The following is a 19,496-nucleotide window of genomic DNA, read 5'->3' on the forward strand; positions in this document are numbered from 1 at the left end:
GGCGTCTGATCCGCCCCGATGGGCGGGCGGGGGGAGGGGCCGGGGCCGGCGGGAGTCGCACCTCGCCGGGTCCGGCCGCCTCCCCCCGCCCGGCTCAGCGCGGTGCGGCCGGTGAGGCGATGGCGCGGGCGGCGGCGACCTCCTGCCGCAGCGGCTCCAGCACACTGCCCGCCGGTCCGGTGAGGTCGGTGCGCACCGCGTACAGCACGTCCACCTCGCGCAGACCGTCCGACAGCTCCCGCAGCTGCCGGGCGACCTGCGTGATCTCCGCCTGCGAGGGCGGCGCGGCCCCGTGCTTGATCCGGACCCTGGCCGCCGTGGTGGCGTCCACGATCCGTTCCACGGCGACGACCAGCGGCCACCAGGCGGCGGCCCGGCGTCCGGTGGGCGGCGGCTCGGTCAGGGCGCGCTGGAACTCGGTACGGATGACGGACAGGTCGCGGTAGAGGCGGCGGCGCATCCGGGCGCGGGCGGGCGGTTCGACGGCGTCGGCCCCGAAGGCGCCCTCCACATAGCGCGCGGTGTCGGCCACCGCGTCCGCGAGCCGGTCCCCGACCCGGGTGTGCCAGCTCTCCGGCCACAGCAGGTAGCCGGCGACCAGCGCGATGGCGCAGCCGATCAGGGAGTCCACCAGGCGGGGCAGCAGCAGATCGGTGCCCTGGTGGTTCAGGGTGTCGGACAGCAGCATGATCACCGGAGTGATGGCGGCGGTCTGGTAGCCGTAGCCGCGCGGGGTGAGCGCCGGGATCAGGGGCGCGAGCACCAGCATCACGGGCACGTCCCACCAGCCGCGCGGCACCTGCGAGAGGACGGCCGCGGCGACGACCAGTCCGGCGACCGTGCCCAGCGCGCGCAGCAGGGCCCGGGAGAAGACCGAGCCGAAGTCGGGCTTCATCACGAAGGTGATGGTCAGCGCCACCCAGTACGAGCGCGGCACCGCCACCGTCGACACCAGCACCTGGGCGGCGCCGATGCACAGGGCCAGGCGCAGTCCGTAGCGCCAGGAGGCGGCGGACAGGGCGACGTTGCGGGCCGCGCGGGCGGCCCGGACGCCGAGCGCGGCGGGCCGGCCGAGGCGGTCGTCGATGCCGCGGGGGTCCACGTCGGGGGCGGCCACCACGTCGGCGGCGTGGCGCAGGGCGTGGTCGACGGCCCGCCCGGTCTCCGTGGTGGGCGCGGGCAGCCGCAGTTCCAGCGGGCCGGTGAAGCCGGTCTCCACGGCGCGGGCGAGATGCCGTACCGCCCGCGGGAGTTCGGGCGGCAGCCGGTTGCCGTCGAGGTGCGCGGCGGGGGCGGCCTCCACGACCGGGATCAGGGCGTTCAACTGGGCGAGCAGCCGGGTCAGTTCGGGGCTGCGGCCGTGGTGGCGGGTGCGCCGGGCCAGGACCAGGTCGTAGGACTGGTTCAGGGACTGGGTGACGGTGTGGCGGACTTCGTCGTACGTTCCGGGCCGGCCCGTGGCCGCCAGCAGGTCGGCGGCCGTGCGGTAGGTGTCGGCGACGGCCGACCGCTCCGGGACCCCGCCGCGCAGCGGCCACGCCAGCAGCGCCAGCAGCAGGACGAGCAGTCCGCCCCCGGTCATCAGCACCGGCGCCGCCCACCAGGGGCCCGGCATCGGCAGCCCGGCGCCGATCACCGTGTTCAGCAGCAGGAGCAGCCCGGAGACGGAGGCCACCGCGCCGATCGTCGAGATCATCCCGGAGACCAGCGCGACCGCCGTCACCACGACGACCGCGAGCCAGCCCTGCCCGAAGACCAGGGCGCCCAGGGTGATGCCGACGGCGCCGAAGAGCTGCGGGACGGCGATGTTGAGCAGCCGCATCCGGTAGGCGTCCGCGGTGTCGCCGATGACCCCGGACAGGGCGCCCATGGAGGCGAGCGCCCCGTACGCGGGTTCGCCCACCGCCAGTCCGACGGCGAGCGGGGCCGTGAGCGCGACGGCGGCGCGTGCGACGGCGGCCCGGTTGACCGGCGCGGGCTCCGCCTGGAGGTTCCGGACCAGCCAGTCGGGCGGGGTGAGGCCGATGGGGAACTCGCGGGGCATGCGCCCATTATGGGCGGGCGGGTTGGGTGGGTCCGGTGTGCTGAGGTCCGCGGTGGGGGGCGGGTGTGGGTGGGCGGGTTCGGCGGGGCCGGTGTGCTGAGGTCCGCGGTTGCGGGCGGGCTGTTCGGCGGGGCCGGTGCGGTGGGGGCGGGGTTGGGCGTGCCCGTGGCTGTCCGGCCGGCTCCCCCGGCGTCCCCTCGTCAGCCGCACCGCGCGACTCCCGGCCCTTCGTCCACGGACAGGTCTCCCCACCTCAAGGACTCTGCTGAGGAATCCTCAAGGACGGGGGTCCGGCGTCGAAGGGTGCCGCCGGGTCAGCAGCCAGGTGGCCGCGGCCACCGTGAGGCCGACGGCGACCAGCAGCCAGGAGACATGGCGCAGGGTCTCGGTGAGGGCGTCGTACACCGCTCCCGCGGCCGGCCGGTGCACGTCGTCGGGCAGGTCGGCGAGGGTGAGGCGGCGGCCCAGGGCGACGGCGAGGCCGAGGAAGGCGCCGCCCAGGGCGGTGCCGAGCGACATCGCGGTGAGCGCGCGACGGCGGCAGGCGGCGACCGTGATCCCGGCGACGGCGAGCCCCGCGGCGGCGACGGGCAGCCAGAACCCGGCCACCTCCAGCGCCCGGAACCCCCGTCTCAGCTCGGCCAGTTCACCGGCGGGCAGGACGGCGACCTCGGTGTGCCGGACCGGAATGCGGTGCGCGAAGGGGACGTGGTCGGCGGCCAGCCGGGCCTTGACCTCGGCGGCGACCGGCGCGAGGTCGACCCGTACCTCCCCCGTGCCGCCCTCCCGGACGGCCCGCAGGACCGCGTCGTGGACGGCCCGGTTGCCGCTGTCCCAGGCGGCGCGGAACGCCGCGGTGCCGGTGAAGGACCGCACCGCGTCCCGTACGAAGGGCCGCAACGGCGCCCCGGCGCCCGTCTCCCGCACGATGCCGTCACCGACGGTGTCCGCGACCGCGTCCCGGACCGCCGGATCACCGGCCAGCGGCGCCATCGCGGTGACGTACCGGCCGGTGTCGGCCAGCGCGTACGAGGCCCACGCCGCCAGCGCGCCGAAGGGCACGAGCAGACAGGCCGACGCGATCAGCGCGGCCGACAGGGCGTTCCGCAGTCGGGTGGACACCCTCCCAGGCAAGGCGGCCCCGGCCGGGCCCGCCAGCGGGGTGCGGCCGTCCGGCCGAGGCCCGGAACCCCTTGGGGGAACAGGGATCCGGGCCCTCCGGTGGAGGGTTCACCCGAACGGGTGTTTCCTGGTGCTGGGGAGAAGGAGGCCGATTGATGCGCACCACTCCTGCCCTGCGGACCCTGGCCGTGGCCCTGCTCACCGGCGGTTCCCTGATCGCCGGCACAGCGGGTGCGACGGCCGCCGTGGCAGCACCGCCGACCTACGCCGACGGAGACGGAAGCGGGCGGCACGGCGATCCGGTCCGGGGCACCGTCGTTTCCCACACGAAACTCAACGTCAGGCAGGCGCCGACCAGCCACGCGCCCGCCGTCGCCTCGCTCGCGCCGGGCAGTCAGGACCGCGTGGACTGCGCGGTGCGCGGCCAGAGCGTCAACGGGAACCCGTACTGGTACTGGCTCGTCGGCGCCCAGGGATGGGCGAGCGCGGCCTTCGTCGACACCGACGGGCACTGGGTGCCCAAGTGCGCGGACCCCTGTCCGGAGTGGAAGGACGGGTCCTGGACCAACTGGGACGAGCCGAAGACCGACAGCTCCTGGAGTGTCTCCGCCTCCGGCTCGTGGAGCTTCAGCGCGTCAGGGACGTCGTCCAGCGGTTGGAGCCTGCTGGGCGGCTGGTGAGGGATAGGTGAGGGAGCGCGTGGGCCCCGGCGGTCGTGCCGGGGCCCACGCGTGTGCCGGGGGTCAGCGGGGGAGGGGATTGCCCTCGCCGTCCTCGCGTGTGTAGTAGCGGTAGAAGAACGCCGCGAAGACCGCCGCCGTGATGAGCAGGCTCAGCAGGGCGGCGGACAGGATGCTCACGCCGGACTGGCTGTAGAGGAAGCCGAACGCGGCGCCGGCGAAGGCGGACTTCACCAGCGAGTGCAGCTCCCGCTTGAGCCGGGGTGCCAGCGTCGCCACCGCGATGCAGGCGACCGCGAACACGAAGGCGGTGACGAACCCGAACAGGACGTTCCAGCCGGTGATCGGGCCACCGTCGCGCCGGTTGGCCGCGGCCCACAGGCCGTAGACGAGCCCCAGGGCGACGGGGATGCCGATCCGGGCCATGTCGTGGGCGCGCTCGCTGAAGATGTCGGACGTGGTCGTCCCCCTGGCCGTCAGGCCGGGTCTGGGTGCCGCATGAGCCATGGGAGCACTCCTCTCTCCGGGTCACTCCGGGCCTCCCCGGGGTCACTCCGGTCTCTCCGCCCCCGGACTTCCAGGGCACACCCGTGGCGGGTGGCCTGGCAAGTCGAAGATGCGGGGCGCAGACCCCCGTGTTTCGCTGACGGCATGAGCGGGCGCGGACGGACACCGGTGGGCGGTCGCGCCGTCCGCCTGCTGCCGCCGGGCTCCGTCACGGACCGCGGCGACGGGCGCCCGCAGATCCTCCGGGTGCGCGGCCGGAGCGTGGCCTGGGTGCCGCCGCTGGTGCTGCTCATCGCCATCGTGGTGATCGACTACAACACCGCGCGGGAGTTCCGGATCATCTCCTGGCTGGTGCTCGTGCCCGGTATCTCCGCCGCGATCTGCGGGGTGTGGACCACGGCCGGGTTCGCGGTGCTGGCGACGCTCACCTATCTGGTCGGGGACAGCGTCCTGCCCAACGAGTACCAGGCCGGGCCCGCCGACTTCATGCTGTCCGCGATCGGCGGCACGCTGGCCACGCTGGCCTGCGCGGTCCGGGTGCGCGCCGAGCGGCGCGGGACGCACCTGGCGGACGTCACCGAGACGATCCGGCGGACGATGCTGCGGCCGCTGCCGCCCGGCTGGGGCGGGCTGGACCACGCCGCGGTGTACCTCACCGCCGACGAGCAGGCGGAGGTCGGCGGCGACTTCTACGACATCCAGCCCGGCCCGCACGGCACCCGCGTCCTGGTCGGCGACGTCCAGGGCAAGGGGCTGAGCGCGGTGGAGGCCGCGGCCGCGCTGCTCAGCACCTTCCGGGAGGCCGGCTACCACGAGGCGGACCTCGCGACCGTCGCCGAACGTCTGGAGATCCGGATGGTCCGGCACGTCGCCCACGTCAACGCGCTCGGCCGGGAGGACGCCGACCGGTTCGCCACCGCGGTGCTGCTGAACTTCCCCGTCAACGATCCGGACACCCTGGAGTCGGTGGTCTTCGGCCACGATCCGCCGCTGATCGTCGGCGCCGACGGGGTGCGCCAGCTGCCGCCGGGCGACGCGCTGCCCCTGGGGCTGGCCGCGCTCACCGGCACCACCGCGCCGCCCCCGGTGCTGCGGACGCCGCTGGCCGCCGGGGAGACGGTGCTGCTGACCACCGACGGCGTGACCGAGGCCCGCGACGGGGACGACGTCTTCTACCCCCTGGCCACCGAGGTCACCCGGGCGGTGGCCGCCGACCCCCGGATCGCCGAACCCGCCCGGCTGGTCGCGTTCGTGCGGGACGGCACTCTGCGCCACTGCGGCGGTGTGCTGGCCGACGACACCACGGTCTTCGCCCTGCGCAGGCGGCCCGGACCGACCGGGCCGCCCCGCTCCTGAACACAGCTCCGGGGGCGCCTCTTTGCAGCCGCACCGGCTACGGTGCTGCCGTACGTGATCGACGGGGGATGGGGAGGGACCGATGCCAGGGACCGTGCTGCTGCTCGCCGCCTCACCGGCGGGCAAGGGCTGTCTGGTGGACGCGGCGTCCGTGCTCCCCGTGCTCGCGGCGGTGCCGCCCGCGGTGCTGGCGGGCGCCGACACGGCGAACGTCGTCGAACTCGTGGACCCGCTGGAGCCGCAGGCGGTGCTGACCCGGCTGCGGGCCGCTGCGGCGGCCCCCGGGCCGCTCACCGTGTTCGTCGTCGGTCAGCTCCAACTCGACCGCAGACAGCGGCAGGTGCACCTCGCGCTGGCCCGGACGACGCCGTCGACGGTGCGCTACACGGCGCTGCCCTGGCCCTGGGTCCGGGAGGAACTGCGGCTGCGGCCACCGGGCACGACGACGCTGCTGCTCGATCTGCACGCGGACGCCGAGACCTGGGAACACCTGCGGAGCCACCCGCTGGACTCGGGCCGCACCAGCGCCGTGTACGGCCGTGTCGCGCCGCCGCCGGGACGGCGGACGGTGGCCGCGCCCTCGTACATGAAGGCGGTGGCGACGATCCTGCGCAGCGGACGGCGGCCCCCGCTCGCCCAGTTGCACCAGCAGGCGCTGGCCCGGGTGGGCAGCGAGGGGTACGCGGACCTGGTGCTCGGGGTGCCCGAGGCGACCGCCCCGGACCCGCACCCGGCCCTCGCCGCCGCCGTGCAGTCCGGACGCCACGCCGACGCCGAAGCGCTCGCCGCCCGCCATGAACTGGACGCCGTGCGCACCTACGGACCGGGCTCGCCCCAGGCACTGCACTGGGCCGAGGTCCGGGCCGATCTCGCGATGTTCGCGGGGGACGCGGTCCGCAGCTGCCGCGGCTGGCTGTCGGTGGCGTCCGCCCGGCTGGCCGCCGGGCAGTCGGCCGCGGACCCGGAGGTCGAGTCGGCCGTGGACCGCGCCCACCACCAGTGGGGCCTGGTCACCGACCCGGCGCGGGCTCGTGAACTGGGGCCCGCGCTCGCCGACTTGAGGACCCGGGTGCCGGGCCGCCGGGAGGGCGCGCTGGACCATGTCCGGCGACGCCTGGACACCCTGGGCGCGCTCAGCTCGTGAGACCCCGGCGCGTCCTCGCGAGAGGGACGCGCCGACCGGGTGAAAAGGACGCGCGCCGACCGGCTTCAGGCCGCCGCCCGCGCCGGCCGGCTTCAAACCACCGCCCGCGCCGACTGGCCCCAGGCCGCCGCCCGCGCCGACCGGCCTCAGGCCACCGTCAACAGGGACAGGGCCCCTGACACCAACGTGCGCACCCCGATCGGCACGGTGGCCGGGTCGGGGGCGAAGTGCGGGCTGTGGTTGCTCGGCACGGAGTGGGAGCGGCTCACCGGATCGTCCCCGGGCGCCGCGTCCCACACCGCGGGCGGAGTGCTCGTCACGAACCAGTAGGAGTACGGCAGTTTGCCCTCGGCGAGGTGCGGGAAGTCCTCGCTGCCCATCGCGGGGCCGGGGTCGAAGACGGCGTCGGCGTCGAAGACCTCCCGGTGGACCCCGGCCACGAGACGGTCGGTGTCGGCGTCGTTCACGGTCACCGGGTACGCGGCGCCGAGCGTCACCTCCGGCTCGCGCGGACAGCCCGCGGCGAGGCACTCCCCGGCCGCCATCCGCCGGATCGCGGCGAGCATCCGGTCCCGTACGTCCTCGGACTGCGTCCGGAGGTTGAGGGAGATCCGGGCGGTGGCCGGGATGACGTTGGCCGCCGTGCCGGCCTCGATCCGGCCGACCGTCAGCACCGCCTGTTCCCGCGGGGCCAGCTCCCGGCTGACGACGGTCTGCAACCGGGTCACCAGGAACGCGGCCGTCACCACCGGGTCGACGGTCGTCTCCGGGCGGGAGCCGTGCCCGCCCCGCCCGTGCACCACGATCTCCACGTCCGTCGTCGCCGACATGATCAGCCCCGGCACATGGGCGATCCCGCCCACCGGACCCGGCGCCACATGCTGACCGAGCAGGACGTCGGGACGGGGAAAGCGGTCGTGGAGCCCGTCCGCGACCATCGCCGCGGCCCCGCCGCCCGACTCCTCGGCGGGCTGGCCGACCACCACGAGCGTCCCCGACCAGGCGTCCCGCCCCGCGGCCAGCGCCGCCGCGGCCCCGGCCAGCCAGGTGACGTGCAGGTCGTGCCCGCAGGCGTGCATCACGCCCTCGGTCAGCGAGGCGTACTCCAGCCCGGTCCGCTCGGTCACCGGCAGCGCGTCCATGTCGGCGCGGAGCAGCACGGTGGGCCCGTCACCGTTGCGCAGCACCCCCACGATCCCGGTGCCGCCGACGCCCTCGGCGGTCTCGAACCCGGCCGCCCGCACCCGCGCCGCGAGCCGGGCCGCCGTGCGGTGTTCCCGGAAGGCCAGCTCCGGGTGCCGGTGCAGATCGCGGTAGAAGTCCGCCAGCTCCGGTACGGGCAGGTCGGCGGTGAGGTCCAGCGCGGTGCGTGCGGCGGCAGAGGTCATGCCGCCAGCCTGTCACCGGACCGGCGTCACCACCAAGGGGCGGCGGCCGCCGGGGGCGCGCCCAGGTGGGCCGGGGCGACGTCCGTGTGCCGGACCTGCTGCTCGCGGACCGTGTCCGCCGCCCGTGCCGGGCCCGCGTTCGCGGCCAGGACCAGCGCGGCCACCGCCACTATCGCGGCCGCCGCCCCACGGACGTACCGCTCGGTCGTACTGGTGCGTTCGAGCACGGCGACCTCGCAACCGGTGTATTGACGCGATGTATTAAGCGGTTTTAGTAATCGGCCTTAATCCCCGGTTTAACCTAGGGGCTGACGGAGTCGAACGGCAAGAGGCGCCTGGGGAGTTGGGCATGTCGGAGCGCGACGATCCGGTGACCATCGGGCGCAGGGTGCAGCAGTGGCGTGGGGAACGCGGGCTGACCCAGAAGCAGTTGGCCGAACCGGCGTACACACCCGCCTACATCTCCACCCTGGAGGCGGGCCGGGTACGCGCCTCCGACGAGGCCCTGCGGCACATCGCCGAACGGCTCGGCGTGGCCTACGAGGAACTCGCCACCGGACGCTCCGCCCGCCTCGCCACCGAACTCCGGCTCCAGCTCACCGGCGCCCAGCGCACCCTCGCCTCCGGCGCCACCGAGGCGGCCGCCGAGTCCTTCGCCGCCGTCCTCTCCGAGGCGGAGGCGCACGCGCTGACCGAGGAGTCCGTCGCCGCGCTGCTCGGACTCGGTGAGTGCGGCCTGGACACCGGGGACCTGGACGCTGCCCGCGTGCATTTCGAACGCGCCGAGCAGGCCCTCGGCGCGGCCCCCCTGCCGGCCCGGGTCCCGGCGCTGCGCGGACGGGCCGTCGCCCACTATCTCGCCGGTGAACTCCGGTACGCCGTCTACCTGCTGGAGTCCACCCTCGACGAGCTGAACCGCGGCGGACTGCACGACCCCGACGCGCTGCTGCTGCTCTACGCCAGCGCCATCGGCCCCTACATGGACCTGGGCGCCCACGCCCGCGCCGCGCAGGCCGCCGAACTCGCCCTCGCCCTCGCCCCGCAGGCCGGTGACCCGGCGCTGGTGGCCCGTATGCACCGCTCCGTCGCCCGCACCCTGCTCGCCGAGGGCCGGATCGCCGAGGCGGACGCCTCCCTGGCCAAGGCGGCCGAGCTGTACCGGGGCCTCCAGATCCGCACCGAACTCGCCCACTGCCACTGGATGCGCGGCTACGTCTGCGCCCAGAACGGCGAACTGGACCGCGCCGAGGCCGAACTCCGCGAGGCCCGCGCCATGCTCTCCGCCAAGCGCGCCGCCCTCTACACCAGCCAGGTCGCCGTGGAACTCGCCGACGTGCTGCACCGGCGGGGCAAGTCGGAGGAGGCCGCCGCGATGCTCCGCGAGGTCCTCAGCGACCTCAGCCCTGAGCGCGGCGCCCTGCACTCCGCCGCCGCCCACCGCCTGCTCGGCATCATCGCCGAGGACGCCCGCGACACCGAGGCCGCCGAGGAGCACTACGTACGCGCCCTGAGCCTGCTGGAGCGGGCCGGTGCGGCCGGGGACCTGGCCGACCTGTGCCGGCTGCTGGGCGATCTGCTGCGCCGCACCGGCCGGGTGGAGGCGGCGCTCGACGCGTACCGGACGGGCCTCGGGCACCGTACGGCCCCCGGCACCACCACCCTCGGTCCGGCGCCCGCACAGCCTCTCCTGTGACCGCTCCGAGGTGGCACACAGCCCGGACCGGTTAGCCTGCGGGGCGTACGGAAGCGAGATCCAGGGGCAGGGCGCGTGGCGAATCAGCGGACAGTGGTCTACGGCGGCCTGCGCGCGCTCGTGTACGCCGTGGTCGGCGGGGCGGCGCTGCTTGCCGTCGCCACCGTGGCCGCCGTGCTCGGGCCGCTCCTCGCCCTCGATCTCTACACCCCGCCGGTGGCCGCCTGGTGGACGGTGTTCACCGCGATCACCGTCCAGGCCGTGCCGTTCCTGCTGCTCGGCACGGTGGTGTCGGCGGCGATCGCCGCCTTCGTGCCCGAGCGGGTTTTCACCAAGGTCCTGCCGCGCCGCCAGGCGCTCGCCGTGCCGGTCGCGGGCGCGGCCGGGGCCGTCCTGCCGGGCTGCGAGTGCGCGTCGGTGCCGGTGGCGGACAGCCTGATGCGCCGGGGGGTGGCCCCGGCGGCGGCGCTCGCCTTCCTGCTCTCCGCGCCCGCCATCAACCCGGTGGTGCTGGTCGCCACCTCCGTCGCCTTTCCCGGCCAGCCGCTGATGGTGCTGGGGCGGCTGCTCGCCTCGCTGGCGACGGCCGTGGTGATGGGCTGGCTGTGGCTGCGCTTCGGCCGCGAGGAGTGGCTGCGGCGGCCCGAACGGCACGCCTCCGCCTCCGCCTCCGGACCGCGCGCCTTCGTCGCCGCGCTCCAGCACGACTTCCTGCACGCGGGCGGCTTCCTGGTGGTGGGCGCCGCCGCCGCGGCCACCTTCGACCTGGTCGTACCGGCCTCCCTGCTGGACGTGCCCGGCTGGGCCTCCGTCCTGCTCCTCGCGCTGCTCGCCGTGCTGCTGTGCGTGTGCAGCGAGGCGGACGCCTTCGTCGCCGCCTCCCTCACCGGCTTCTCGCCCACCGCGCGCCTGGCGTTCATGGTGGTCGGGCCGATGGTCGACCTGAAGCTGTTCGCCCTCCAGGCCGGCACCTTCGGGCGGGCCTTCGCCCTGCGGTTCTCCGCGGCGACCTGGGTGGTCGCGGTCGCCGCGAGCGCGCTGACCGGGTGGTGGCTGCTGTGAGGAGGTACGGACCGGCCGTCCTGCTGCTGCTCACCGGAGCCGCGATCCTGCGGATCTCCCTGTTCAGCACGTTGTACCTGCGGTACGTGCAGGCCGGGCTGCGGCCCTACCTGGTCGTGTCGGGCGCGGTGCTGGTGGTGCTGGGCGCGGTGTCCGCGCTGACGGCACGCCGGGCGGGGGGCGAGGAGCACGAGCACGACGAGCACCCCGGGCACCACGGTCCCGGGGTCGCCTGGCTGCTCGCCCTGCCCGCCCTCGCCCTGCTGTTGTTCCCGCCGCCCGCGCTCGGCTCCTACAGCGCCGAGCGGGAGGCCGCCGCGCGGGCCGCCCAGGGCGTCGGCACCTTTCCGGAGCTGCCCGCGGGCGACCCGGTCACGCTGACGCTCGGCGAGTTCGGCTCCCGGGCGGTCTACGACAGCGAACGCTCGCTGACCGGCCGCACGGTCCGGCTGACCGGGTTCGTCACCCACGACGCGGAGGGCTGGTACGTCACCCGTCTCGCGGTCTCCTGCTGCGCCGCCGACGCGGCGACCGCCAAGGCGGAGATACGCGGCGCGGACGCCCCGCCCGACGACACCTGGATCACGGTCACCGGCACCTGGCACCCCGAGGGGGAGCTGGGTTCCGAGGCCGCCTGGCCGCCCGCCGTGGACGTCACCTCCGTCGAGCGGATCGCCGAACCGGCCGACCCCTACGAGAAGCGGTGACCGCAGGCCCCCCGCTCAGGGCCGGGCGTAGGGGCGGGTCATGATCTCCATGTTGTGGCCGTCGGGGTCGTCGAAGTAGGCGCCGCGACCGCCGAACAGGGTGTTGATCCGGCCGGGTTCGGTGTGGCCGGGGTCGGCGTAGTAGGTCACCCCGAGCGCCTCCAGACGGGCGGTCATGGCGTCGAACTCCTCGTCGGGCACGAGGAACGCGTAGTGCTGCGACTGGATCGGCTCGTCCCGCGTCTCGTAGTAGTCGAGGGTCACGCCGTTGCCCAGGTCGACGGGCGTCGGGGGCCGTCAGACCTGGGCGCGTCCCTGCCGCCGTACCTCGGTCAGCCGCTGGGTGCCCAGTTCCGCCGCCGCCCGGGTCGCGTCCGACGGCACCTCGCCCAGGCCGCCGTTGGTGAGGACGATCGCGTCGTCGCCGACCCGGACGGCGACCAGGTCCAGGGTCAGGGTCGTCCAGTCGTCGCCTTCGGGGGTGGTGGCGACGGACAGGCCGATGCGCAGGCCCTGACGGGCGTCCCCGATGTCCGGCAGGTCCGCCTCGACGACCTGCGCGTACGCCGTCCGCCCGGTCGCGGTCACCGCCGTGAACTCGGCGCACTCGCGCGGCAGCGACTTCAGCCAGGCCAGGGTCCGGTCGACCTCCTCCGCCGGATGGTCCACCACCTGGTACCGGATCTGCGCCCCGTCCCAGTCGTCGTCGAGGCCGGTCACCGCGCGCGTCCTGGCCTCGGGCCCGAGGAGCTGCTCGGCGTAGAGGGAGTCCAGCAGCCGCCGGCAGTCGGCCTTCTTCGCGGTCGCCTTGAGCATGCTGTCCCGCCAGGTGGCGGCGCCCCGGGTCGCCGTCCAGGGTTCGCCGAGGTCCGCCTCGGTGATCAGCGCCGCCTGGGCCTGTGCCTCGGTGAGGGCGGGAGCGGACGCGCGGGACGGCTCGGTCCCGGGCGCGGAGGCCGAGGGGGCGGCGGACACCGGGGCCTTCGCGGCGGACTCCGGCTCCAGGGCGCCGCAGGCGGTCGCCGACAGCAGGGTGCCCAGGGCGAGGACGGGGACGGTCAGGACGCGGGCCGGGGGTCGGGGCATCGGAGGGTCTCCCTGGGGCCGGGGCGGGGGGCTGCCGCGATCGAGGTGTGTGCTTTCAAGGCACCACCGCGCGCCGCCGCCCACCAGTGCGCCGGTCCGTCCGGGTGAGCGCGCCCGCGGGGCCGAACCCGGGGCCGCTGCGTAAGGTCGGTGGCGGAACGACGCCCGTCCGTCCGCGCCCGCCGCGCGTGTCCGCGCGCTCGCCCGCCGAAGAGGGAGCCTCCGTGACCGGTCAGCCCATCCCGGTGATCATCGACTGCGACACCGGCGTCGACGACGCCCTGGCCCTGCTGTTCGCCGCCCGGCATCCCGGAATCGACCTGCGTGCGGTGACCTGCGTGGCGGGGAACACCGACATCGACGGCGTGGTCCGCAACACGCTCACCGTGCTGGAGGTGGCGGGGGCCGGGGACGTCCCGGTCGCGCGGGGCGCCGGGCGCCCGCTGATCGAGCCGGTGCGCACCGCGAGCCATGTGCACGGACAGGACGGGATGGGCGACCTGGGCCTGCCCGCGCCGACGCGGCGCCCGGTGGACCTGGACGCGGTGTCTTTGCTGCGCCGGGAGATCCTCGCCTCGCCCGAGCCGGTCACGCTGGTGCCGACGGCGCCGCTGACCAACATCGCGCTGCTGCTGCGCACCCACCCCGAGGTGGTCCGGAACATCGAGCGGATCGTGTTCATGGGCGGCGCGGTGGAGACGGGGAACGCCACCCCGGTCGCGGAGTTCAACGTGTGGCACGACCCCGAGGCCGCGGCGATCCTGCTCACCGCCGGGGTGCCGATCACCATGTACGGCCTTGACGTGTTCCAGCGCGTGCTGATGCCGGGCGCCGACGTGCGGCGCCTGCGGGGGAGCCCGGAGCCGCGGCTGCGGCTGGCCGGTGACCTGCTCGCCCACCGTCCCGCCTCCCCCGACCCCGACGGTGACGACCCGTCCGGCGGGCTGGGCGACGCGGGCGCGGTCTGCGCGGTCGTCGACCCGGGCGGCATCACCACCCGGCTGCTGCCCGTCGAGGTCTCCCTCGCCCCGGGGCCCACCCGCGGTCAGACGATCGTCGACCGGCGGGCCAGGCCCGGCGAGGCGGAGATCCACCACGGGGAGCGGGAGCTGCACCTGGTGGACGTGGCGCTGGACGTCGACGTCGAGCGGTACGTGAAGCTGTGGCTGTCCGCCGTGGAGGGCGACTAGGCCCTGCCGGCGGCGGGGGCGGACCGTCCGGCCCGCCCCCGCCCCCGCCGCCGAGCGGGATCAGGCCTGGTGGGACCGGCGCTTGCGGGTCGCCAGGACGATCGCCGCGCCGCCCGCGAGGAGCACGGCCGCGCCGATGGTCACGGGGAGGGTGCTGCCGTCGGCGCCGGTCTCGGCGAGGTCGCCGCCGCCGTTGGGGGTGGGCGCCGGGGCGTCGGTGGAGTCGGCCGGGGTCGGCTCGGCGGGGGTCTCCGAGGCCGGGGGCTCCGTGCCGGGAGTCTCACTGGCCGGGGGCTCCGTGCCCGGCGTCTCGGTGCCGGGGGTCTCGGTCGCCGGGGTCGACTCCTCGGGCGTGGAGGGGCTCGGGGAGGCGGGCGGCTCGCTCGGCGCGGTCGTGCAGTCCTTCGTACCGCCGTTCCAGGCCGCGATCAGCTTGTCCTTGATGACCGGGCGGTCCGGGCCCCTGGGCACGTCACCGTGGACGAAGCCGTCCTCGGCGTCGAGGTCGCCGTCGAACTTCACCGCGCCGCGGTAGAGGTCGACCTGCGCGAAGCAGCCCGCGTCGGGCACCGCGATGTCGAGCGACTCCGTCTGGCCGGGCTTGACCGTGACCGTGTCGAAGTCGACGAAGACCTGCTCGCCGGAGGTGGCGAAGGTCGCGCCGTGGGCGAGGTAGGAGGCGAGGGAGGCGGTGCAGGTCGCGGCGTCACCGGCGGTGCGGACCTGGATGTGGACCTTGCCGTCGTCGGTCGGCCTCAGGTTCTGGTCGTCGACCTTCACCGAGTCGAAGAAGCCGCTGCCGTCGAGCGAGAACTGGCACTTGTCGGTGGCGGTCTCGGTACCCGCACCCGTGCCCGGCTGGTACTGGCCGCCCGTCGTCCAGCCGTCACCGCCCGGAGTGCCGTGGGCGTGGGCGCCGGTGGCGGCGGCGACGGTGGCGGCGCACAGGACGAGCGACGCGGCGCCCGTTCCGAGCAGGCGACGAGCGATGACACGTCTCGCTATGGACATGCGGTTCCCCATCTTGGCTTGTGCAGAACCCGGCCGACGGCAGGCGGGCAGCGCGCAGGGGCGGCGGGCCGTGCCGTGCCGGGGTGGTGGTCGAAGAAGCACTGGGCTCATTGGTCACATGTGCCACAGCGCGAGGCCCATGGTGGTCGCGCCCCTGACCCCCTGTCAACCTGCGGGAACGCACATGGAGTTCACGCTCCCACACCATTTCGCCACACAGGGAATCATCTGCTCCGGAAGCGGACGGAGTCTCTCGCGGGCCACGGGGAGGTTCGCTTTTCCGGCGATCGGGACAGATTCTCCTGTGCCTGTGCCTGTGCCTGTGCCTGTGCCTGTGCCCGTGCCTGCCCGTGCACGTTCCTGTGCCCGTGCCTTCGCCCTCCGTGTCGCAGAGGAGACCGAGTGACCGTCCGCCGCACCGCCCCCGACCTCTCCAGCAAGGACCCCGACTGGTGGCGGCAGGCCGTCGTCTACCAGGTGTACCCGCGCAGCTTCGCCGACGCCGACGGTGACGGACTCGGGGACATCCGGGGCGTGACCGAGCGGCTCGGCCACCTGGCGGGGCTCGGCGTCGACGCCCTGTGGCTCAGCCCCTTCTACCCCTCCGAACTCGCCGACGGCGGGTACGACGTCGCCGACTACCGCGCCGTCGACCCGCGCCTGGGCACCCTGGACGACTTCGACGCCATGGTCGAGGAGGCCCATCGGCTCGGGCTGAAGGTCATGGTCGACATCGTGCCCAACCACACCTCCCACCGGCACGTCTGGTTCGAGGAGGCGCTCGCCGACGGCCCCGGCTCGGCCGCCCGGGAGCGGTACGTCTTCCGCGACGGGCGCGGTCCGCACGGCGAACTCCCGCCGACCGACTGGCAGTCCGTCTTCGGCGGCAGCGCCTGGCGGCGGGTGCCGGACGGGCAGTGGTACCTGCACCTGTTCGCCCCCGAACAGCCCGACCTGAACTGGGCCCACGACTTGGTGCGCGCCGACTTCCGCGCCACCCTGCGCTTCTGGGCCGACCGCGGGGTCGACGGGTTCCGGGTGGACGTCGCCCACGCGCTGGCCAAGGACCTCACCGAGCCGCTGCGCGACCTCGGCGGACCGGAGGCGGCCGGCGAAGGGCTGCTGGACGGCATGCCCCCGGGCACGCACCCGTACTACGACCGTGACGAGGTCCACGAGATCTACCGGGACTGGCGCGCCGTCCTCGACGGCTACTCCCCGCCCCGCATGGCGGTCGCCGAGGCCTGGGTGCCGGGCCCCCGCCGCGTCCTGTACGCCCGCCCCGAGGAACTCGGCCAGGCCTTCAACTTCGAGTACCTCCAGACCGGTTGGGACCCCGGCCCGCTGCGCCGCGTCATCGCCGACTCGCTCGCCGAGGCGCGTGCCGCGGGCGCCTCGGCCACCTGGGTGCTCTCCAACCACGACGTCGTCCGGCACGCCTCCCGGCTGATGCTGCCGCCCGGCACCGACGACAACGCCTGGCTGCTGTCCGGCGGAAACGCCCCGGCCGTGGACCGGGCGGCGGGTCTGCGCCGGGCCCGCGCCGCCACCCTGCTGATGCTGGCGCTGCCCGGCTCGTCGTACCTCTACCAGGGGGAGGAACTCGGGCTGCCCGAGGTCGCCGACCTGCCCGTCGCCGTGCTCCAGGACCCGATCTGGGAGCAGACCGGGCACGTGCGCAAAGGCCGCGACGGGTGCCGGGTCCCCCTGCCCTGGACGTCGGACGGTCCCTCGTACGGGTTCGGCGCGGGCGGTGCCTGGCTGCCGCAGCCCGAGTGGTTCGCCGGGCTCTCCGTCGGGGCGCAGGACGGGGTGGAGGGGTCGACGCTGGAGTTCTACCGGCGCGCGCTGCGGCTGCGCCGCAAGCTGCTGGAGGGGGAGTCGCTGACCTGGGCCGCGGACGCCCCGGACGGCGTGCTCCAGTTCGCCCGGTCGGACGGCTGGCGGTGCGTGGCCAACCTGTCCGGGTCCGCGGTGCCGCTGCCGCCCGGCGAAGTCGTCATCTCCAGCGGCCCGTTGGAGGAGGACGGGCGGCTGGGCCCGGACACGACGGTGTGGCTCACCTAGGGGCGCCCGGCCGTTCAGCCCTTGGCGCGCAGGATGTCGATGTTGCCGTACCGGGTGCGCGCGCGGACCTCGACGGTGTCCCCGGCGTCCTGCGGGGCGTCGGACGCGGCGAGCGTGTTGCGCACCTGCCCGGAGCCGGCGCTGACGTCGAGCCAGGCGGCCGAGCCCTCACGGACGCCGACCTCGATGGCGCCGTACGCGGTCTCCACCTGGACGGTGCCCCGGGCGACGTATCCCACGCGCACGGTGCCGTGGGCGGTGGTCGCGACGACCGAGCCCTCGGCGCGCGCGATGTCGATGTCGCCCTGGCTGTTGCGCACGCTCAGATCGCCGGTGACGGTGCCGACGGCGGTGGTGCCGTGGGAGTTCTTCAGGGTGGCGGTGCCGTCGACGCTGCCGACCCGCAGGCTGCCGGTGCTGGTGGTGATCTCGGCCGGGCCCTCGACCCGGTCCACGGTGATCGAGCCGTGCGCGGCGGTCAGCCGGAGCGGCCCGGTCGTGTCGAGGCGGACGTCCCCGGAGGAGGTCTTCACCCGGACCTCGCCGAGCCGTCCCTCGCCGAGGACCTGGCTCCACGCGCCGGTCGTGTCGACGCTCGATCCCTCGGGCAGTTCGACGGTCACGTCGACGGTGCCGGTGCGGCGCAGCGCGTTGCGGGACTTCGGGGTCCGCACGGTCAGTGTGCCGCCCGCGAAGGTGACCTCGGTCTGTTCGGCGTCCCGCACGTCCCGGTCCTTCTCCGGGTCGCGGGGCCGCACCTCGACGACGGTGTCGGCGCGGTCGCCGGCGGTGAAGCGGATGGAACCGGCCTCCACCTGGGCGGTGACGGAGATCGGAGCCGGGCTGTCGAACGTGGGCATGGCTGAACCGTCCTCTGGGGTCCTGGGGTCCGGGGATCCTGGGGCGTCCTCGCAGGTGGGACGCGGTGAGCGAGGTGGGGGCCGGCGGGGCGTGCCGGGTCCGCGCTAGCTAGCGCACCCAGCCCGTGAAGCTCTGGCCGACGGTGTGGCTCCGGCCCGTCGGCCGGGGCCGCGCGCCGCCCTCGACGGCGGTCGAGACGGCCCGTACCAGCCAGGCGTTGACCGACAGGCCCTCGCGGCTCGCGGCCTCCTCGGCGCGGGCCTTGAGGTGGGCCGGCAGTCGCAGGTTGACCCGGGCGGTGCCGCCCTCGTCGCCCTCGGCCGGGGCCGGGGCGCCGAGCGGTTCGGCGGGGGCGAAGGGTTCCGCGGCGGCGCCGTCGGCAGGCGGCAGGGAGACGACGAAGTCGGGGTCGAGCCCGCGCAGCCGGACGTCCACCGAGCCGGGGGCGAGGTCGCGGGTGATCTCGTCCATGGCGGCGGAGAGCACGTTGAGCATGGTCAGCCGGGTCGCCGACTCCAAGGGCGCGGTGAGCCGTTCGGCCAGCTCGCGAGCCTCCTCGCCGCCGGCCTCGGCGGCCACCGCGAGTTCGCGACGGAGGTTGTCGACATACGGGGTGAGGTCCATGACGCCATCTTGGCATCATTATGGCGCCTGACGCAAGCATTGGTGCCACTCCATGGTGCCATTTGGCATCAGGTGGAGGTGTACGCGGCGGAGCCGCCGGCCCGCGGATGCGGTCGGCGGCTCGATCGGTACCGGCTCAGTCCGTTCCGGCTCGGTCGGTATCGGCCGTGCGGATCAACTCGCCCGGAAGGACGCCCGCGCCCACAGGTAGCCCGCCGCGGGTGGTCAGAGCCTTCACAGAGGCTGTCCGTGTAGCCGGGATCACGAATCGTGTCGGTGATTCCCGGGCTGTCATCCTGCGGAGCGCCGTCGTCACCGTCGCCGCTGCATGCGCCAACGATGCTCAGTAGGACCGCGAGCCACATGACGTGCAGGAGACCTCTCTATCGCCCTGAGGCCGCAGCGGCGGTAGGTTCCTGCCGTTGCACGACAGCCCGCAGGGCGTTCAGGAGGGCCGCATGGCCAAGAGTCCGGACTCACCCGACAACGTGTTCTCCGAGTGGGTCACCTTGCCCGACGGCCGGAGAATCCGGGTCATGGCCTACGACGACGGATCGATCCGTTTTCGGGTCGAGGGCACCCCGTACGTGCTCACTGAGGCGTTCCTCAGTGGCAGCAGCGCGGATACGGCGATCTTGAAGCTGTCCCCCGGCAAGGCGGGCAGTGCGGCATACCGCAATCGGGTCGCTGGCGCGGCGGCTGAGGGCGACACGGACGAGTAGCCCCCTCTGCGACGACCACAAGAACTCCAGTGCGGTGCAGAGGGGGCCGTTCCCGTCTCGGTGTGGGGCCTGAGGCAGGGGCTATGGGCGGGTGATCCTGGTCAGTGAGGCGATGACCGTGACCGCCCACGCGCCCGGTGCGGGTGCCGTACTCGACAGTCCCTCCATCTCGACGCACGGTCCCGCACACGCGGAACCAACTCGCTCTGTTCTCAGTCGATTGCACCGTCAG

General features: G+C 74.7%; 18 protein-coding genes and 1 pseudogene. 9 read left to right on the plus strand and 10 right to left on the minus strand.

Going from position 1 to position 19,496, the window contains the following annotated elements; all coding sequences use genetic code 11:
• Window positions 1–94 precede the first annotated feature (94 nt).
• On the minus strand, window positions 95–2,044 hold the full coding sequence (locus tag AB0E07_RS06385; RefSeq protein ID WP_362247071.1) for an FUSC family protein: 1,950 nt from the start codon (window positions 2,042–2,044) through the stop codon (window positions 95–97).
• A 276-nt stretch (window positions 2,045–2,320) separates the two neighbouring features.
• Window positions 2,321–3,166, minus strand: coding sequence for a hypothetical protein (locus AB0E07_RS06390; RefSeq protein WP_362247073.1), 846 nt, complete (start codon window positions 3,164–3,166; stop codon window positions 2,321–2,323).
• Between the two features lie 155 nt (window positions 3,167–3,321).
• Here AB0E07_RS06390 and AB0E07_RS06395 point away from each other — a divergent pair, with 155 nt between their 5' ends.
• Window positions 3,322–3,846, plus strand: coding sequence for an SH3 domain-containing protein (locus AB0E07_RS06395; RefSeq protein WP_362247075.1), 525 nt, complete (start codon window positions 3,322–3,324; stop codon window positions 3,844–3,846).
• Window positions 3,847–3,909: 63 nt separating this feature from the next.
• Here AB0E07_RS06395 and AB0E07_RS06400 read toward each other — a convergent pair whose 3' ends face one another.
• On the minus strand, window positions 3,910–4,353 hold the full coding sequence (locus AB0E07_RS06400; protein ID WP_362247077.1) for a hypothetical protein: 444 nt from the start codon (window positions 4,351–4,353) through the stop codon (window positions 3,910–3,912).
• Window positions 4,354–4,497: 144 nt separating this feature from the next.
• On the opposite strand from AB0E07_RS06400, the gene AB0E07_RS06405 reads away from it, so the two are divergent.
• Window positions 4,498–5,709 (plus strand): PP2C family protein-serine/threonine phosphatase, encoded by a 1,212-nt coding sequence (locus tag AB0E07_RS06405; RefSeq protein ID WP_362247079.1) that lies wholly within the window; start codon window positions 4,498–4,500, stop codon window positions 5,707–5,709.
• Between the two features lie 82 nt (window positions 5,710–5,791).
• A complete protein-coding gene (locus tag AB0E07_RS06410; RefSeq protein WP_362247081.1) occupies window positions 5,792–6,853 on the plus strand; it encodes a hypothetical protein in 1,062 nt (353 codons plus the stop codon).
• 146 nt (window positions 6,854–6,999) lie between these two features.
• Here the strand turns inward: AB0E07_RS06410 and AB0E07_RS06415 are convergent, their stop codons facing one another.
• Window positions 7,000–8,241 (minus strand): amidohydrolase, encoded by a 1,242-nt coding sequence (locus AB0E07_RS06415; protein WP_362247083.1) that lies wholly within the window; start codon window positions 8,239–8,241, stop codon window positions 7,000–7,002.
• 26 nt (window positions 8,242–8,267) lie between these two features.
• On the minus strand, window positions 8,268–8,468 hold the full coding sequence (locus tag AB0E07_RS06420; RefSeq protein WP_362247085.1) for a hypothetical protein: 201 nt from the start codon (window positions 8,466–8,468) through the stop codon (window positions 8,268–8,270).
• 122 nt (window positions 8,469–8,590) lie between these two features.
• Between AB0E07_RS06420 and AB0E07_RS06425 the strand changes: the two genes are divergently transcribed.
• The 3 genes from AB0E07_RS06425 (at window position 8,591) to AB0E07_RS06435 (ending at window position 11,703) form a co-directional block, all read left to right on the plus strand.
• Window positions 8,591–9,934, plus strand: coding sequence for a tetratricopeptide repeat protein (locus AB0E07_RS06425; protein WP_362247087.1), 1,344 nt, complete (start codon window positions 8,591–8,593; stop codon window positions 9,932–9,934).
• A gap of 75 nt (window positions 9,935–10,009) precedes the next feature.
• Entirely contained in the window at window positions 10,010–10,996 is a 987-nt protein-coding gene (locus AB0E07_RS06430; protein WP_362247089.1) for a permease, read from the plus strand.
• Window positions 10,993–11,703, plus strand: coding sequence for a TIGR03943 family protein (locus tag AB0E07_RS06435; RefSeq protein WP_362247091.1), 711 nt, complete (start codon window positions 10,993–10,995; stop codon window positions 11,701–11,703). Before AB0E07_RS06430 ends, AB0E07_RS06435 begins: the two co-directional genes overlap by 4 nt.
• A 15-nt stretch (window positions 11,704–11,718) precedes the next feature.
• On the opposite strand, the pseudogene AB0E07_RS06440 reads toward AB0E07_RS06435, so the two are convergent.
• Window positions 11,719–11,988: pseudogene (locus AB0E07_RS06440) on the minus strand (VOC family protein); the annotation flags it as partial.
• A gap of 12 nt (window positions 11,989–12,000) precedes the next feature.
• Window positions 12,001–12,789 carry a hypothetical protein gene (locus tag AB0E07_RS06445; protein ID WP_362247093.1) on the minus strand — a complete coding sequence of 263 codons (789 nt, stop codon included), beginning with the start codon at window positions 12,787–12,789 and terminating at the stop codon, window positions 12,001–12,003.
• Between the two features lie 224 nt (window positions 12,790–13,013).
• On the opposite strand from AB0E07_RS06445, the gene AB0E07_RS06450 reads away from it, so the two are divergent.
• On the plus strand, window positions 13,014–13,979 hold the full coding sequence (locus AB0E07_RS06450; RefSeq protein ID WP_362247095.1) for a nucleoside hydrolase: 966 nt from the start codon (window positions 13,014–13,016) through the stop codon (window positions 13,977–13,979).
• A gap of 60 nt (window positions 13,980–14,039) precedes the next feature.
• Here AB0E07_RS06450 and AB0E07_RS06455 read toward each other — a convergent pair whose 3' ends face one another.
• On the minus strand, window positions 14,040–14,990 hold the full coding sequence (locus tag AB0E07_RS06455) for an LPXTG cell wall anchor domain-containing protein (protein WP_362247097.1): 951 nt from the start codon (window positions 14,988–14,990) through the stop codon (window positions 14,040–14,042).
• A 402-nt stretch (window positions 14,991–15,392) separates the two neighbouring features.
• Between AB0E07_RS06455 and AB0E07_RS06460 the strand changes: the two genes are divergently transcribed.
• On the plus strand, window positions 15,393–17,057 hold the full coding sequence (locus tag AB0E07_RS06460) for a glycoside hydrolase family 13 protein (protein WP_362247099.1): 1,665 nt from the start codon (window positions 15,393–15,395) through the stop codon (window positions 17,055–17,057).
• Window positions 17,058–17,071: 14 nt separating this feature from the next.
• Here AB0E07_RS06460 and AB0E07_RS06465 read toward each other — a convergent pair whose 3' ends face one another.
• Together AB0E07_RS06465 and AB0E07_RS06470 are read right to left on the minus strand one after the other, a co-directional pair.
• The gene (locus tag AB0E07_RS06465) at window positions 17,072–17,917 is read right to left on the minus strand and encodes a DUF4097 family beta strand repeat-containing protein (RefSeq protein WP_362247101.1); all 846 of its coding nucleotides are present in this window, start codon (window positions 17,915–17,917) and stop codon (window positions 17,072–17,074) included.
• Between the two features lie 109 nt (window positions 17,918–18,026).
• Complete coding sequence (locus AB0E07_RS06470) at window positions 18,027–18,542, minus strand: hypothetical protein (protein ID WP_362247103.1); 516 nt, start codon at window positions 18,540–18,542, stop codon at window positions 18,027–18,029.
• Between the two features lie 458 nt (window positions 18,543–19,000).
• Here AB0E07_RS06470 and AB0E07_RS06475 point away from each other — a divergent pair, with 458 nt between their 5' ends.
• Window positions 19,001–19,264, plus strand: coding sequence for a hypothetical protein (locus AB0E07_RS06475; protein WP_362247105.1), 264 nt, complete (start codon window positions 19,001–19,003; stop codon window positions 19,262–19,264).
• Window positions 19,265–19,496 lie beyond the last annotated feature (232 nt).

Source organism: Streptomyces sp. NPDC048002 (assembly GCF_040653275.1).
Lineage (GTDB): Bacteria > Actinomycetota > Actinomycetes > Streptomycetales > Streptomycetaceae > Streptomyces.

Excerpts from the sequence above, each read along its gene's own strand:
- AB0E07_RS06385 (WP_362247071.1), bottom strand. The coding sequence starts at position 2,044 with ATGCCCCGCGAGTTCCCCATCGGCCTCACCCCGCCCGACTGGCTGGTC.
- AB0E07_RS06395 (WP_362247075.1), top strand. The coding sequence starts at position 3,322 with ATGCGCACCACTCCTGCCCTGCGGACCCTGGCCGTGGCCCTGCTCACC.
- AB0E07_RS06400 (WP_362247077.1), bottom strand. The coding sequence starts at position 4,353 with ATGGCTCATGCGGCACCCAGACCCGGCCTGACGGCCAGGGGGACGACC.
- AB0E07_RS06405 (WP_362247079.1), top strand. The coding sequence starts at position 4,498 with ATGAGCGGGCGCGGACGGACACCGGTGGGCGGTCGCGCCGTCCGCCTG.
- AB0E07_RS06410 (WP_362247081.1), top strand. The coding sequence starts at position 5,792 with ATGCCAGGGACCGTGCTGCTGCTCGCCGCCTCACCGGCGGGCAAGGGC.
- AB0E07_RS06415 (WP_362247083.1), bottom strand. The coding sequence starts at position 8,241 with ATGACCTCTGCCGCCGCACGCACCGCGCTGGACCTCACCGCCGACCTG.
- AB0E07_RS06425 (WP_362247087.1), top strand. The coding sequence starts at position 8,591 with ATGTCGGAGCGCGACGATCCGGTGACCATCGGGCGCAGGGTGCAGCAG.
- AB0E07_RS06445 (WP_362247093.1), bottom strand. The coding sequence starts at position 12,789 with ATGCCCCGACCCCCGGCCCGCGTCCTGACCGTCCCCGTCCTCGCCCTG.
- AB0E07_RS06455 (WP_362247097.1), bottom strand. The coding sequence starts at position 14,990 with ATGTCCATAGCGAGACGTGTCATCGCTCGTCGCCTGCTCGGAACGGGC.
- AB0E07_RS06465 (WP_362247101.1), bottom strand. The coding sequence starts at position 17,917 with ATGCCCACGTTCGACAGCCCGGCTCCGATCTCCGTCACCGCCCAGGTG.
- AB0E07_RS06470 (WP_362247103.1), bottom strand. The coding sequence starts at position 18,542 with ATGGACCTCACCCCGTATGTCGACAACCTCCGTCGCGAACTCGCGGTG.
- AB0E07_RS06475 (WP_362247105.1), top strand. The coding sequence starts at position 19,001 with ATGGCCAAGAGTCCGGACTCACCCGACAACGTGTTCTCCGAGTGGGTC.